The sequence below is a fragment of the Microbacterium lacus genome, assembly GCF_044794305.1.
Classification (GTDB): Bacteria; Actinomycetota; Actinomycetes; order Actinomycetales; family Microbacteriaceae; genus Microbacterium; species Microbacterium lacus_B.
The window spans coordinates 3136166-3151031 of the sequence record NZ_CP084996.1 but is presented as its reverse complement, the minus strand read 5'-3'; the positions used below and the strand labels follow the sequence as shown (position 1 = coordinate 3151031).

Annotated in this window: 10 protein-coding genes; 7 read left to right on the top strand and 3 right to left on the bottom strand. The window is 65.8% G+C overall.

Features of this window, described 5'->3' with window-relative positions:
* Positions 1-33: 33 nt before the first annotated feature.
* The 6 genes from LG299_RS14835 to LG299_RS14810 are packed head-to-tail and all read left to right on the top strand — an operon-like array spanning position 34 to position 8308.
* Positions 34-1032, top strand: a complete 999-nt coding sequence (locus tag LG299_RS14835) for a carbohydrate ABC transporter permease (protein ID WP_404431573.1) — start codon at positions 34-36, stop codon at positions 1030-1032.
* On the top strand, positions 1029-1895 hold the full coding sequence (locus LG299_RS14830) for a carbohydrate ABC transporter permease (protein WP_404431571.1): 867 nt from the start codon (positions 1029-1031) through the stop codon (positions 1893-1895). Before LG299_RS14835 ends, LG299_RS14830 begins: the two co-directional genes overlap by 4 nt.
* Positions 1892-4402, top strand: a complete 2511-nt coding sequence (locus tag LG299_RS14825) for a glycosyl hydrolase 2 galactose-binding domain-containing protein (protein ID WP_404431569.1) — start codon at positions 1892-1894, stop codon at positions 4400-4402. The genes LG299_RS14830 and LG299_RS14825 overlap by 4 nt, the downstream gene beginning before the upstream one ends.
* Positions 4399-5370 carry a glycoside hydrolase family 113 gene (locus tag LG299_RS14820; protein WP_404431567.1) on the top strand — a complete coding sequence of 324 codons (972 nt, stop codon included), beginning with the start codon at positions 4399-4401 and terminating at the stop codon, positions 5368-5370. The genes LG299_RS14825 and LG299_RS14820 overlap by 4 nt, the downstream gene beginning before the upstream one ends.
* The gene (locus tag LG299_RS14815; protein ID WP_404431565.1) at positions 5367-6299 is read left to right on the top strand and encodes an N-acetylglucosamine kinase; all 933 of its coding nucleotides are present in this window, start codon (positions 5367-5369) and stop codon (positions 6297-6299) included. Before LG299_RS14820 ends, LG299_RS14815 begins: the two co-directional genes overlap by 4 nt.
* Entirely contained in the window at positions 6296-8308 is a 2013-nt protein-coding gene (locus LG299_RS14810) for a beta-galactosidase (protein WP_404431563.1), read from the top strand. Before LG299_RS14815 ends, LG299_RS14810 begins: the two co-directional genes overlap by 4 nt.
* On the opposite strand, the gene LG299_RS14805 is transcribed toward LG299_RS14810, so the two are convergent.
* Positions 8289-10508, bottom strand: coding sequence for an NADP-dependent isocitrate dehydrogenase (locus tag LG299_RS14805; protein ID WP_404431561.1), 2220 nt, complete (start codon positions 10506-10508; stop codon positions 8289-8291). The two genes, LG299_RS14810 and LG299_RS14805, sit on opposite strands and share 20 nt — an antisense overlap.
* A gap of 144 nt (positions 10509-10652) precedes the next feature.
* Between LG299_RS14805 and LG299_RS14800 the strand changes: the two genes are divergently transcribed.
* Complete coding sequence (locus tag LG299_RS14800; RefSeq protein ID WP_404431559.1) at positions 10653-11105, top strand: GNAT family N-acetyltransferase; 453 nt, start codon at positions 10653-10655, stop codon at positions 11103-11105.
* A gap of 106 nt (positions 11106-11211) precedes the next feature.
* Here the strand turns inward: LG299_RS14800 and LG299_RS14795 are convergent, their stop codons facing one another.
* Entirely contained in the window at positions 11212-13029 is a 1818-nt protein-coding gene (locus LG299_RS14795; protein ID WP_404431557.1) for an ABC transporter ATP-binding protein, read from the bottom strand.
* Complete coding sequence (locus LG299_RS14790) at positions 13026-14849, bottom strand: ABC transporter ATP-binding protein (RefSeq protein ID WP_404431555.1); 1824 nt, start codon at positions 14847-14849, stop codon at positions 13026-13028. Before LG299_RS14790 ends, LG299_RS14795 begins: the two co-directional genes overlap by 4 nt.
* Between the last annotated feature and the right edge of the window lie 17 nt (positions 14850-14866).

Here is a 14866-nt window from a genome sequence, read left to right as displayed (position 1 = left end):
CATCCCCACGTTCCACAGATAACGGAGAAGTTCATGGCACTCGCGACATCCGGCAATGCCGCAGACGCACCCGCCATCCTCTCCGCTCCCGCTCGAGCTCGTCGGATCCGAGGCAGACGCCCTCGGTCCGACGAGCCCGGGCGCCGGAGCGGACGGAGCGCCGGCCAGAGATTCCTGCAGGGCCTCACCCCGTGGCTGTTCCTCGCCACCGCGGTCGGGTTGCTGCTGCTGTTCACCTACTGGCCGGCGTTGAACCTCTTCTACTACAGCGTCACCGACTGGGATGGAATCGACCAGACGAAGAACTTCGTCGGGCTCGACAATTACGTCCGTGTGTTCACCGACCCGCGCATCTTCAGCGTCTTCGGTGTGAGCCTCTACTACTTCATCGCGACCTTCGCCCAGATGGCGATCGCGCTGTACTTTGCGACGATCCTGAGCTTCTCTACGCGGTTTCAGAACCTGTTCCGCGGCATCCTGTTCTTCCCGTATCTGATCAACGGCGTCGCGATCGGTTTCGTTTTCCTCTATCTCTTTCAGCCCGGCGGCACGGCCGACACCGTGCTGTCGTGGTTCGGCATCGTCGAGCCGCCTCAGTGGCTCGGAGACCCTGACATCGTGAACTGGTCGCTGGCAGGCACATCGGTGTGGCGCTACACCGGGCTCAACTTCGTGCTGTTCCTCGGCGCGATCCAGTCGATCCCCCGCGAACTGTACGAAGCGGCCGAACTCGACGGCGCGTCGCGCTTCCAGCAGTTCTGGGCGCTCATCTTTCCCGGCATCCGCCGCATCATCGGACTGTCCTTCATCCTCGCGGTCGCCGGCGCGCTCAGCGTCTTCGAGATCCCCTTCATCATGACCGGCGGCGCCAACGGATCGGCGACCTTCGTGATCCAGACCCTCCAGACCGCCTTCAGCTTCCGGCAGGTCGGACTCGCCTCGGCCATGGCCGTCGTGCTGCTCGCGATCGTCGTGATCGTGACCGTGATCCAACGCAAGATCTTCCCCGACGAGAAGGTGGACCTGACATGACGACCGTCCGCCCACGCCCCAGCGGGCTCACTCCTCTCATGCGCCTGCGCTCGATGAGCGCCACCACAGCGAAGTACGTAAGCCTCATCCTCGGCGCGCTGTTCACGCTCCTCCCACTGTCGGTCGTCCTGTTCGCCAGCTTGAAGACGTCGCAGGAATACGCCTCGACGGGTCCGTTCGACGCACCCGCGAACTGGTTCAACTTCGACAACTTCGTCACGGCGTTCACGAGCGGGCAGATGCTCGAGGGCTTCATCAACACCTCGATCGTGCTGGTGGTGTCGCTCGTCGGCACAATCTTCATCGGCACGATGGCCGCCTATGCGATCGACCGGTTCACCTTCCGCGGCAAGAAACTCGTGGTCGGCCTCTTTCTTCTGGCAACCCTCATCCCGAGCGTCACGAGCCAGGTGGCGACGTTCCAGCTGATCAACGGCCTGGGGCTCTACGACACCAAGACCGCCCTGATCCTGCTCTTCATGGGCACGGACATCATCGCGATCTACCTGTTCATCCAGTTCATGCAGTCCATCCCGGTCTCGCTCGACGAGGCGGCAATGATCGACGGTGCGAACCGGTGGACGATCTACTGGCGCATCGTGCTGCCGCTGCTCAAGCCGGCGATCGCGACGGTCGTCATCATCAAGGGCATTGCGATCTACAACGAGTTCTATGCACCCTTCCTCTACCTGCCCTCCGAGGGCTTCATCTCCACTTCGCTGTTCCGGTTCAAGGGGCCGTTCGGCGCGCAGTGGGAGGTCATCGCCGCGGGCACCATCGTCGTCATCGTCCCCACGATCATCGCCTTCCTGCTCTTGCAGAAGTGGATCTACAAGGGCCTCACCTCGGGAGCCGTCAAATGACCTCATCACGTTCTCTGCACGACGGTTGGTCGGTGCGGGTCGGCTCGGGCCCCGCGCCCGAACACATCACTTCGGTGGCCGTTCCGGCGAGCGTCCCCGGCGTCGTGCACCTCGACCTTCTGGCCGCGGGGCTCATTCCCGACCCGTATCTCGACGACAACGAGTCGGCCCTGGCGTGGATCGGCCTCGTGGACTGGAGATACGAGACGACCTTCACTTTCGACGCAGACGAGGCGCTCGATGAGGGCCAGGTGTCAGCATCCGCCCGTCACGATCTGGTCTTCGATGGTCTCGACACCGTTGCGACGGTGCTGCTGAACGGTCAGACGGTGGCCGAGACAGCCAATCAACACCGCACGTATCGGGTCGATGTGACATCGGCACTCGTCGCGGGCGAGAACACACTGCGGGTCGATTTCCGCAGCCCGGTGCGTTACGCCAACGAGCAGAGCGTGATCCTCGGCGTGCGCCAACGCCCGTACCCGCTCCCCTACGACGCGATCCGCAAGTCAGCGTGCAGCTTCGGCTGGGACTGGGGAATCAAGACCGCGACAAGCGGAATCTGGAAGCCCGTCCGCCTCGAATCGTGGTCAGTGGCCAGACTGGCCGCGGTTCGGCCGCAGGTGATCGATGCCGACGCCGGCATCGTCGAGGTGTCGATCGAGGTCGAGCGTGCGGGAGATGGACCGGTCACTGTTTCGGTCGAAGTCGGTGGCGCGACGGCGAGCGCGGAGCTTGCGGGGGAAGAAACCTCAACGAAGGTCACCGTCACTGTGGCCAACGCACACCTGTGGTGGCCGGTCGGCTATGGCGAACAGCCGCTCTACGATCTCACCGTCCGCCTCGAGGCATCCGGTGTATCGCTCGATGAGGCACACCGGCGCATCGGCTTCCGCACGGTGGAGTGGGACTCGGCTCCCGATGCGGACGGAACGCCCTTCACCCTGAAGGTCAACGGCACTCCCGTGTTCGTGAAGGGTGCGAACTGGATTCCGGACGACGCGTTCCCCGTTCGCGTGGACCGCGCCCGGTACGAGCGGCGACTACGGCAAGCGCGCGATGCGAACCTCAATCTGATCCGGGTCTGGGGCGGGGGAATCTACGAGCAAGACGACTTCTATGACCTGGCCGATGAACTGGGGCTGCTCACCTGGCAGGACTTCCTCTTCGCGTGCGCGGCATACGCCGAAGAAGAGCCGCTGCGCAGCGAGGTCGAGGCCGAAGCCCGAGACAACGTCACGCGAATCGGCCACCACGCCTCGCTGGTGCTGTTGACCGGCAACAACGAGAACCTCTGGGGATACGAGGACTGGGGATGGAAGCTGCGCCTCGACGGCAAGACCTGGGGCGCGTACTACTACTACGACCTGCTTCCCTCGATCGTCTCAGCGCTCGCCCCGACTGTGCCCTACGCGCCGGGGAGCCCGTTCAGCCCGGAGCCTGCGGGCGCAATCCAGCGGTTTGGGGAGGATCCCCGTGTGCGAAGTGCCGCGCACCCCAACTCCGAACGACACGGCACGATGCACATCTGGGATCTCTGGAACCAGAAGGACTGGCCGCACTACCGCGACTACACGCCGCGCTTCGTGGCCGAGTTCGGCTGGCAGGGTCCGCCGACGTGGTCGACCCTGACCCGCGCGATCAGCGACAACCCACTGACGCCCGAATCACCGGGCATGATCGTGCACCAGAAGGCAATGGAGGGCAATGTCAAGCTCACCAACGGTCTGATTCCGCACTACCGCCTGCCCGAAGACATGGAGACGTGGCACTGGGCGATGCAGCTGAACCAGGCGAACGCGATCTCGACGGCGCTCGAGCACTTCCGCTCGCACGCCCCGCACACCGCGGGGGCGATCATGTGGCAGCTCAACGACTGCTGGCCGGTGACCTCATGGGCGGCGATCGACGGCGACGAGCATCCCAAACCGCTGTTCTACGCACTGCGGAACGCTTTCGCGCCCCGCGCGCTCACGATCCAGCCCCGGGAAGGGGGTTTCGTGGCGGTGGTGTTGAACGACACCGCCGACGCGTGGTCGGGTCAGCTGCGCATCACCCGCCGCGCCTATGACGGCGCAGTGATCTCTGAGCACTTCGAGTCGGTCGACGTTGCCGCGCGTGCGAACGCGACGGTGCAGGTGCCGGATGCTGCGGCCCGACCGGGTGACGCCGCGTCGGAGCTGCTCGTGGCCGAGCTCGACAGCATCCGGGGCCTGTGGTTCTTCGGTGAGCCGCGAGACTCAGCGCTCGAGCAACCTCACGTTTCTGTGGAGGCTACCGACCACGCCGACGGCGTCGAGATCACATTGACCGCGCACAACCTCGTGCGCGAGGCGACCTTGCTCGTTGACAAGATCGAGCCGCACGCCGTGGCGGATGAGGGTCTGGTGACCCTCTTGCCAGGTGAATCCACGACCATTCTGGTGCGCGGGATCACAGCCGCTCAGGCGACCGACATCTCGCAACCGGGCATCCTGCGCTCGGCGAACCAGTTGGTCGCGTCATGACCACGCTGATCGACCAGCTCGGCGAGCCGGTGTGCGGGATGACCTGGGGCTGGGTGGGCACCCGTGGCACCTGGGCGACCCCCGCCGCGTCCGCATCCATGGCCGCCATGAGAGAAAACGGCGTGACGTGGACCGCCGTCGCCTACGCGGCAGTCCAAGCGACAGCCGTCTCGACCGAGATCCCGTTCGATCAAGAGCCCACGGTCACGGACGACGAAGTCATCTGGGCGATCCGCGAAGCCCAGGCCCTCGGGATGAAGGTCGTGCTCAAGCCCGTGGTGAACGTTGCCGATGGAACCTGGCGTGCCCATATCGGCTTTTTCGACTGGGACGTACCGAACGAGCCGAACTGGACGGATTGGTTCGCTGCGTACCGCGCGTTCATCGTGCATGCGGCGCGGACAGCGCAGGCTGAGAGCGTCGAGATGCTCTGCATCGGCTGCGAGATGGTCCGCGCAGACGGTCAAGAGGTGCATTGGCGGGCATTGATCGCCGAGGTGCGCGAGGTGTACACCGGACTCATCACCTACAACTGCGACAAGTACCAGGAAGACCGCGTCACCTGGTGGGATGCCGTCGACGTGATTTCGTCGAGCGGCTACTACCCGATCGGCACGTGGCAGGCTCACCTCGACCGCATCGAGGCGGTGGTCGAGGCATCCGGCAAGCCGTTCTTCTTCATGGAAGCCGGCTGCCCCAGTCGCACAGGATCCGCCGATCTCCCCAACGACTGGGCACTGCCGGGCGAGCCTTCAGGCGCCGAGCAGCTGCGGTACTACCGCGCGATGTTCGACGCCTGCGCCGAGCGCCCCTGGGTGGGTGGCTTCATGCTGTGGGACTGGCCCGCCTCGCTGTATGCGCGAGAGGATGCCGCCACTAACGACGACTACTGTCCCTTCGGCAAGCCCGCCGGCGACTATCTCCGCGAGGTGTACGGACGCATGAGCAACCGGGAAGTGAACGCATGAGCGCGTCGGTGCTGGCGATCGATGCCGGTCAGACGGGCATGAAGGTGCGCCTGAAGAACGGGATCGCGCACGAGGATGTGCTTTTCGGCGGGATTCGCACGCACGTTCCGCTGCTGCCGCAACTCGCGGAGGTTGTTCGGGGAGCGATCGACCGCACGGGCGGAACACCGACCGTGGTCACGGCTGGGATCTCGGGTCTGACGGACCGCGATGCGGACGCGGACGCGCTGCTGGCGATGCTGAGCGGAACCGGCGTACGAAAAGTGATCCTCGCGCACGACTCGACGACGTCCTTCCTGGGTGCCCTCGGCGACACCCGGGGCGCGGTCGTCGCTGCCGGCACCGGTGTCGTCACTCTGGCTGTCGGCAGGGATGCCATTGCTCGCGTCGACGGCTGGGGCCATCTCATGGGCGATGCGGGCAGCGGCTACTGGATCGGCCAACAGGCCCTCGAGGCCGTCATGCGCGACTACGACGGTCGCGGGCCGCATACCGCTCTCAGCGACGTGGTGCGCGAAACGTGGCCGGAGCTCGACCAGGCCTACATCGCGCTCCAAGGCACCGATGATCGCGTTCGGGTCGTGGCGTCCTACGCGGCGCACGTCGCTCGGCTTGCCGGCGAAGGCGACGACGTGGCCATCGCGATCACGCACCGCGCCGCGGCACAGTTGGCGCTCAGCGTGACCACAGCGATCCGGCGAGTGGCCCATGTGGAAGACGACCGGCTGGCCGTCTGCACGCTCGGTGGCGTCTTTCGCTCGCGACTGCTGAAGACCGAATTCGACGCCGCGCTCCGAGCCGACCAGGGCAGGACGGACATCACGGTCGTTGCACCGCAGGGGCAAGGGATCGACGGGGCGATCGCGCTCGCCGACCTCGCCGCGCCCCATCCCCTCGCGGCGGCGGTGCACAGCGCGGGAGCGGCATGACCGGCGCGAACCACCTGCTGTTCGGTGGTGATTACAACCCCGAACAGTGGCCGGCGAGCGTGTGGCGCGAAGACATCGACCTCATGCGCGAGGCCGGCGTGAACACCGTCACGCTCGGGGTGTTCTCGTGGGCGTTCGTCGAAACCGACGACGATCAGTGGGACTGGGCGTGGTTCGACGAGATCATCGGCCTGCTCTCGGATGCGGGCATCGGCATCGATCTGGCCACGCCCACAGCCGCGCCGCCGTTGTGGCTGCAGCGAGCGCACCCCGAGATCATCCCCGTGAACCGCCAGGGCCTGCGCTTTCACCCCGGTGGGCGCCTCGGCTGGTGTGCAAGCCAACCGGTCTGGCATCGCTACTCCGCACGCATCGCCCAGCAGTTCGGCGCGAGGTATGGCCAGCACCCGGCGGTGCGGATGTGGCACGTCGGCAACGAACTCGGCGGCGGCAATCGCCTCTGCTACTGCGAGGCGTCATCACAGGCTTTTCGGGAATGGGCACACGAGCGCTACGGAACCATCGATGCCGTCAATCGCGCGTGGGGCACGGCGGTCTGGGGACTGCGGTACCGCAGCTTCGACGATGTGACGGCACCCCTGGCCAGCGAGTCGGGTCAGAGTCCGTCATTGCTCCTGGCTTTCGATCGATTCAGTTCGGACGCGCTCCTCGGGCAGTACCGGCGCGAGCGCGACGCGCTCCGCGCCGAGGGAGTCACGACCCCGATCACCACCAACCTCATGCTCACCGTCGGCGGGAGCGTCGCGGACTACGCGGACTGGGTGGATGACGTGGATTTCGTCGCGATCGACCACTACACAGCGGCGGCGGACCCGCACCGCGAACGAGAACTCGCGTTCGTCGCCTCGCGCGCCCGTGGCTTGGCCCGCACGCGTCCGTGGTTGCTGATGGAACACTCCACGAGCGCCGTGAACTGGCAGCCGCGCAATGCTCCGAAGGCGCCGGGAGAAATGACCCGGCACAGCCTTCAGCACATCGCCCACGGCTCTGACGGCACATTGTTCTTCCAGTGGCGGGCATCGGCATCGGGCGTTGAGCAGTACCACTCGGGCATGGTTCCGCACGCGGGCTCCGATACACGGCAGTGGCGAGAGGTTGTTGCCCTGGGTGCAAAGGTCCGGCACCTCGCGGAGGTAGCGGGAAGCCTGGTGGAGGCATCCCGCGTCGCGATCATCGCCGACATCCCCGCGAAATGGGCGTGGGAAGAGGGGCAGAAGCCGCTGCACGACTACCCGATCGAGCGATCCGGCCGACGCTGGCACGAGGCGCTGTCGGCGCGCGGGCACGGCCCCGACGTCGTTGCCCCGCACGCCGACCTCACAGGCTACGATCTGCTCATCGTTCCGGGTCTCTACGCGGTCGACGATGCGACCGTCGATGTTCTGACCGCGGCCGTCCACCGCGGAGCGACCGTGGTTATCGGACACCTGTCGGGCATCGCCGACGAAGAGAATCGAATCCGCATCGGCGGCTACCCCGGCGCCTTCCGCGACCTTCTCGGCGTGTTCGGCGAGGAGTTCACTCCCCTGCTCGAGGGCGAACGCACCGCACTGTCATCCGGGGCGATCGCCGAAGACTGGACCGAGCGGCTCCGGGTCGAAGGCGCCGAAGTCGTGGACGCCTACGCCGAGGGCGCCCTCGCCGGTCTGCCCGCCGTCACTCGACGACACGTCGGGACGGGGCAGGCCTGGTATGTGTCGGCCGATCTGCTGAGCGGCTTCGACGATCTCGTCGACGCGGTGGTGGCGGCATCCGGAGTCGTCGCGCGCTACCCCGTGATACCGGGCGTCGAAGCGGTACGCCGGGTCTCAGACGAGCAGTCCTGGCTCTTCGTGATCAACCACGGCCATACGCCCGCGACCGTACCCGCGTCCGGGGTCGAGCTGCTCACCGGCGACCGCGTCGGCGGCGAACTCGCGCTCGACGCCGGAGCGGTCGCCGTCATCCGCGAAACGGACGCAGGTTCGATCAGCGCAGCTCGTCGATGATCTCGTTGAGGGTCGCAGACGGACGCATCGCCGCGGTCACGAGTTCCATGTTCGGACGGTAGTACCCGCCGATCTCGACCGGGCTGCCCTGCACGGCAAGCAACTCGGCGACGATGGTGTCTTCCGCTGCCGCGAGAGCTTCAGCCAGCGGGGCGAACTCGGCAGCAAGCGCCGGGTCGGCCTTCTGCGCAGCCAGTTCCTGCGCCCAGTAGAGGGCGAGGTAGAAGTGGCTACCGCGGTTGTCGATCGTGCCGAGTGCGCGGCCGGGCGACTTGTCGTTCTCGAGGAACGTGCCGGTCGCGGCATCCAACGTGTCTGCCAGCACCTGCGCCTGTACGTTGCCCGTGTAGGTCGCCAGGTGCTCGAGCGAGGCCGCCAGCGCGAAGAACTCGCCCAGCGAATCCCAGCGCAAGTAGTTCTCTTCGACGAGCTGCTGCACGTGCTTGGGCGCAGAGCCACCGGCACCGGTTTCGAACAGGCCGCCGCCGGCGAGCAGCGGAACAATGCTCAGCATCTTCGCGGATGTGCCGACCTCGAGGATCGGGAACAGGTCGGTCAGGTAGTCGCGCAGCACATTGCCGGTGACCGAGATCGTGTCGAGGCCGTGACGCATGCGAGCCAGGCTGTAGCGCGTGGCCTCGGCGGGCGCGAGGATCGAGATCTGGATGCCGTGGGTGTCCATCGTCGCAAGGGCCTGGTAGACCTTCGCGATGATCTGCGCATCGTGCGCACGGTTGACGTCGAGCCAGAACACCGCCGGAACACCGGTGGCGCGGGCGCGGCTGACCGCGAGACGCACCCAGTCGACGACGGGAATGTACTTCGTCTGCGTGGCGCGCCAGATATCGCCCTGCTGCACGTCGTGCTCGATGACGACCTGGCCATCGCCGTCGACGATCTGCACGATGCCGGCCGCGGCGATCTCGAAGGTCTTGTCGTGGCTGCCGTACTCTTCGGCAGCCTGCGCCATCAGACCGACGTTCGAGACGCTGCCGATCGTTGCGGGGTCAAGCGGACCGTTCGCGATGACATCGTCGATCGTCGCCTGGTACACGCTCGCGTAGGACGAGTCCGGAATGACCGCGAGAGTGTCGTCCTCGCCGCCGTCGGAACCCCACAGCTTGCCGCCGTTACGGACGAGGGCGGGCATGGATGCGTCGACGATGACGTCCGACGGGACATGCAGGTTCGTGATGCCCTTGTCGGAGTTCGTGTACGACAGACGCGGACCGCGCGCGAGATCGGCAGTGATGGCCGCGGCGATCTCGTCGCCGCCTTCGACGGCGCCGAGCCCCGCGAGGATCGAGCCGAGGCCGTTGTTGGGGCTGAGGCCCGCGGCCTCGAGGCGCTCTCCGTAGGTGGCGAACACGTCGGGGAAGAACGCCTTGACGACGTGGCCGAAGATGATCGGGTCGCTGACCTTCATCATCGTGGCCTTGAGGTGCACCGAGTAAAGGAGGTCATCATCGGCCGCGGTCTTCAGCGTCTCTGCGAGGAACTCATCGAGCGCCGCCGCCGACATGAAAGTGGCGTCGACGATCTCACGCGGGAGGACCTTGAGGTTGTCCTTTAGCACCGTGACGGTGCCGTCCGTAGCGGTGTGGCGGATCGTCAGGACGTCGTCGTGGGCGGCAACCCACGACTTCTCATTGCTCTTGAAGTCGTCCTGGCCCATCGTGGCCACGCGGGTCTTCGAGCCCTCGGGGAAGGGCTTGTTGCGGTGCGGGTGCTTGCGGGCGTACTGCTTGACCGACAGCGGCGCGCGGCGGTCGCTGTTTCCCTCACGCAGCACCGGGTTCACGGCCGATCCCTTGATGCGGTCGTAGCGCGCGCGGACGTCCTTCTCTTCGAGCGTCTGCGGGTCGTCCGGAAAATCGGGGATGTCGTAGCCCTGCGACTGCAGTTCGACGATCGCGCCCTTCAATTGGGGGATCGACGCCGAGATGTTCGGGAGCTTGATGATGTTCGCCTCGGGGAGGGTCGCGAGACCGCCCAACTCGGCAAGCGAATCGCTCACCTGCTCTTCGGGCGTGAGCTTCTGCGGGAATGCCGCAAGGATGCGACCCGAGAGCGAGATATCGCGCGTTTCGATACCCACTCCCGCCCGGCCGGCGATCGCCTGAACGATCGGGAGGAATGATGCCGTAGCAAGAGCCGGGGCTTCGTCAGTGTGGGTGTAGATGATGGTCGAATCGGTCACCAGTATCGCCTTCGTTCGAGTCTGATTTCAGCCTATCGCACGGCGAAAAGTATCTCGACATCAAGATATCTCCGAACATGAAATCCTTGTTAAGTCCGACCAAAGGCTGTGCGAGAACCGACGTGATCCGACTACCCTGTGCCTATGAGTGAGCTCCAGTTGGTCGAACTGTCCGCAACGACGATCGTGGCGGTCAACAACATGTCGCTCAAGCCCGGGCAGGAGCAGTTCCTCGCCCCCGTGAGCTACGGCGTCGCGGCGACCGTCGTGAACCCGCAGACCACCTGGCAGCGGGTCGTCGTCGACGGCGATGAGGTCGTCGGCTTCGTGAGCGCGAACTTCGACACGGAAGCAACCCCCGCCCACTTCGTCTCGGTGCTGTGGCGCATCAACGTCGACGCCGACGACCAGGGCCGCGGTGTCGGACGGTTCGCCGTCGAGCAGCTCCTCGAAGAGGCTCGCGCCCGCGGAATGGACCACGTCGACGTCATCTACGAGGCGGGCGCCGATGGCCCGCAGGCCTTCTTCGACCGCGTCGGCTTCACCCCGGTCGGCGAGACCGAGTACGGTGAGGTCATCGCCGAGATCCGTCTCTAGCGACCTCAGACCGCGGCGGGGCCTCGGATTCCCCTCCCCCACCGAGGCCCCGTCGCCTGCAAGTCCGGCGGCTGTGTGCGCTGTCAAAAGGCAGCGCACACAGCCCTCAGACCAGCGACTCCCGCCAGGCCGCGTGCAACTGCGAGAACTTGCCCGTGCCGCTGATCAGCGCCTCGGGAGTGTCGTCCTCGATGATGCGGCCGTGCTCCATAACGAGCACGCGGTCGGCGATCGCGACCGTCGAGAGGCGGTGCGCGATGATGATCGCTGTGCGGTCGGCGAGCAGGGTCTGCAAAGCATCCTGAATCATCCGCTCCGACGGGATGTCGAGCGACGCGGTCGCCTCGTCGAGAATCAGCACCGAAGGGTTGGCGAGGAAGGCGCGCGCGAACGAAATCAGCTGACGCTGCCCCGCCGAGACGCGACCGCCACGCTTGTTGACATCGGTGTTGTAGCCGTCGGGCAGTTTCTCGATGAAGACGTCCGCACCGACGGCGCGCGCTGCGGCTTTGATCTCGTCGAAGGTCGCGTCCGGCTTGCCGAGCGCGATGTTGTCGGCGACCGTCCCGCTGAACAGATACGCCTCCTGAGTGACCATCACGATCGCGCGGCGGAGGTCCTTCGGGTGAAGGTTTCGCAGATCCACCCCGTCGAGAGTGACGGTGCCCTTGGTCGGGTCATAGAACCGCGAAACGAGCTTCGCGAGCGTCGACTTGCCCGCACCCGTCGTTCCCACCAGCGCGATGGTCTGACCCGCAGGAATGTCCAACGAGAAGTCGGGCAGGATGACGCGATCGTTGGAGTAGCCGAAGACCACGTCATCGAACTCCACATGACCTTTCGCCTCCCAGAGGTCCACCGGACGCTTCGGGTCGGGAACCGTCGGCTCCTCCTCGAGCACGCCCGACACCTTCTCGAGCGCAGCCGTCGCCGACTGGTACGAGTTGAGGAAGAACGCGACCTCCTGCATCGGCGAGAAGAAGTTGCGCACGAAGATGACCGCACTGAGCAGCGTTCCGACGAGGATCGCGCCGTCTGCGACGCGCACGCCACCCCAGAACACGATGAGGGCAAGGGCGAAGGATGCGATCACCATGAGACCCGGCTCGAAGGTTCCGAAGAGTCGAATCGAGCGAATGTTGACGTCGCGATACTGCAGAGCAAGCTCGCCGAACTCGTCGTCGTTGCGCTGCTCCTTGCGGAATGCCTTGACGGCTCGGATACCCGTCATGGTCTCGACGAACTTCACGATGACCTTCGCGCTGACCACTCGCGACTCCCGATAGACGACCTGCGAGCGCAAGTAGAACCAGCGCATGAGGAAGAACAACGGGATACCGGCGATGGTCAGGATGATTCCCGACTGCCAGTCGAGGAGGTACAGCGCGACGAGCGTGAACGACCCGTACAGTACGCCCGAGACGAGCTCGTTGAGGCCGCCGTCGAGCAACTCGCGGATTGTGTCGAGGTCGCTCGTCTGACGCGAGATGATGCGCCCCGACGTGTAGGACTCGTGGAACTCGAGGCTCAGGCGCTGCGTGTGCAGGAAGATGCGCTTGCGCAGTTCGAGCATTACCGCCTGGGTCAGCCGTGCCGCCACGACCACGTACCACCCGATGAGGGCGGCGCCGCCGAGCGCCGAGAGGAGGTATACGACCACGACTCCAATAGTCGGCAGCCAGTCCGCCTCGTCGACGACGGCCGGAAGCGCGGTGTTGAGGCCGTACGCGATGAGCAGTGGACCGATAACGCGCAGCGCGGTCGAGACGATCAGCACGACACCCGCGAGGACGAGCTGCCAACGCAGCGGCGCTACGAGCGAGCCGAGCAGGCGGAGCGAGCGCGAGCGGATGGAGCGGCTCTCGGCGCGCGTGTAGTCGGAGCGGTCTTCGCCGCTCGTACCGGTGACGGTCGTGGTACTCACAGGTTCACCTCCCTCTCCCGCAGGCGGGCTTCTTCGACCTCGAGGCTCGAGATCACGTGTCTGTAGTGCTCGCTGGTGCGAAGCAACTCGGAGTGCGTTCCCACTGCGGTGATGCGTCCGGCTTCGAGCAGGGCGACGCGGTCGGCGAGCATGACGGTCGACGGCCGGTGCGCCACGATCAGTGCCGTGGTCTCGCTCATGACCCTGCGCAGCGCGTCTTCGACCAGCGCTTCGGTGTCGACGTCGAGCGCCGACAGCGGGTCATCCAACACGAGCACAGCCGGTCGGGCGGCGACAGCGCGCGCGAGCGCGAGCCGCTGACGCTGACCGCCCGAAAGCGAGAGGCCCTCTTCGCCGATCACCGTGTCGACGCCGTTCGGAAGTTCGTCGACGAATGCCGCCTGGGCAACACCCAGCGCTTCGCGCAACACGCGCTCGGCCTCGGCCGAGCCCGGCTCGAGCTCTTCCCGGCCGAGTAAGACGTTGTCGCGCACCGTCTGCGAGAACAGCGTCGCGTCTTCGAAGGCCATCCCGATGTGCATGCGCAGATCGCTCAGCGTCAGGTCGCGGATGTCGACGCCGTCGAGCAGCACGCGCCCTTCCGTGACGTCGTAGAGCCGGGTGGGGAGGGTCGTGAGTGTGGTCTTGCCGCTACCGGTCAGCCCCACGAGCGCCATCGTCTCGCCGGGGCGCAGCACGAGGTCGACACCATCGATGAGGTCGCGCTCGCTCATCGAGGAGTCCGGGTAGCGGAAGTGCACGTTTTCGAACACGAGCTCGCCGCGGGGGTGGGCGATGACGCGCGGGTTCTCGGGATCGACGATCGCGTTCTGCTCGTCGAACACCTCGAAGAGGCGGTCCGTAGCCGTCTTGGCATCGAGCATGAACGAGAAGAGGAAGCCGATAGATTCCATCGGCCACCGGAGCACCGTCGCCATGACGAAGAAGGCGAAGAGCTCGGCGCCCTGGAGCTGCCCGAACGCCGTCAGGTAGATCCCCACTCCGAGGCACAGCGCGAAGGCGATGTCGGGCAGGAGCACGAGCCAGAACCAGATCCAGCCGATCGCACGCGCCTTGCTCAACTCGGTCTCGCGCAGGGTCTCGGCCTGGCGGGTGAACTTTTGCAGCGCGTGCTTGCCGCGCCCGAATGCCTTGAGGACCCGGATGCCGTGGACGCTCTCTTCGACCGAGGTTGCCAGGTCACCGGCCTGATCTTGGCTCTGGCGCGCGAGCGTGCCGTAGGTCTTCTCGAACCGGTAGCCCGCGTACCACAGCGGCGCCGAGACGACGAGGAATGTCGTCCCGAGAAGCCAGTGCCAACGGAAGAGCAACACTGTGCCGACCGCGATTGTGAGCACGTTCACGACAAGCAGCACGAGGCCGAAGGCAAGCCAGCGGCGCAGCATGCTGATGTCTTGCATCATGCGGCTGAGGAGCTGACCGGACTGCCACTTGTCGTGGAACGAGACGGGCAGCCGCTGCAACTGCGAGTAGAACATCTGGCGGAGGTCGTACTCGACCATCGTCGCGGGGCCGAGCACAAACCAGCGGCGCAGCCACACCATGACGGCTTCGGCGATTCCGAGACCGAGCACGGCGGCGGCACCCCACCCGATCACACTGATGTCACCCGAGGCAATCGGGCCTCGCACGACCTCTTCGAGGACGAGCGGGATGGCAAGGGCCAGGAGGCTGGCGATGAGCGCACTGAGCGCACCCAGGCTGAGCCTGCCGAGCACGGGTTTGGCGAAGGGAAGAAGACGGGCGAGCGATCGGAACGTCGAAGGTTTGCCGGCGGAGTGTGATGCGGTGGAAGTCATGATCCTTGTGGGATGTC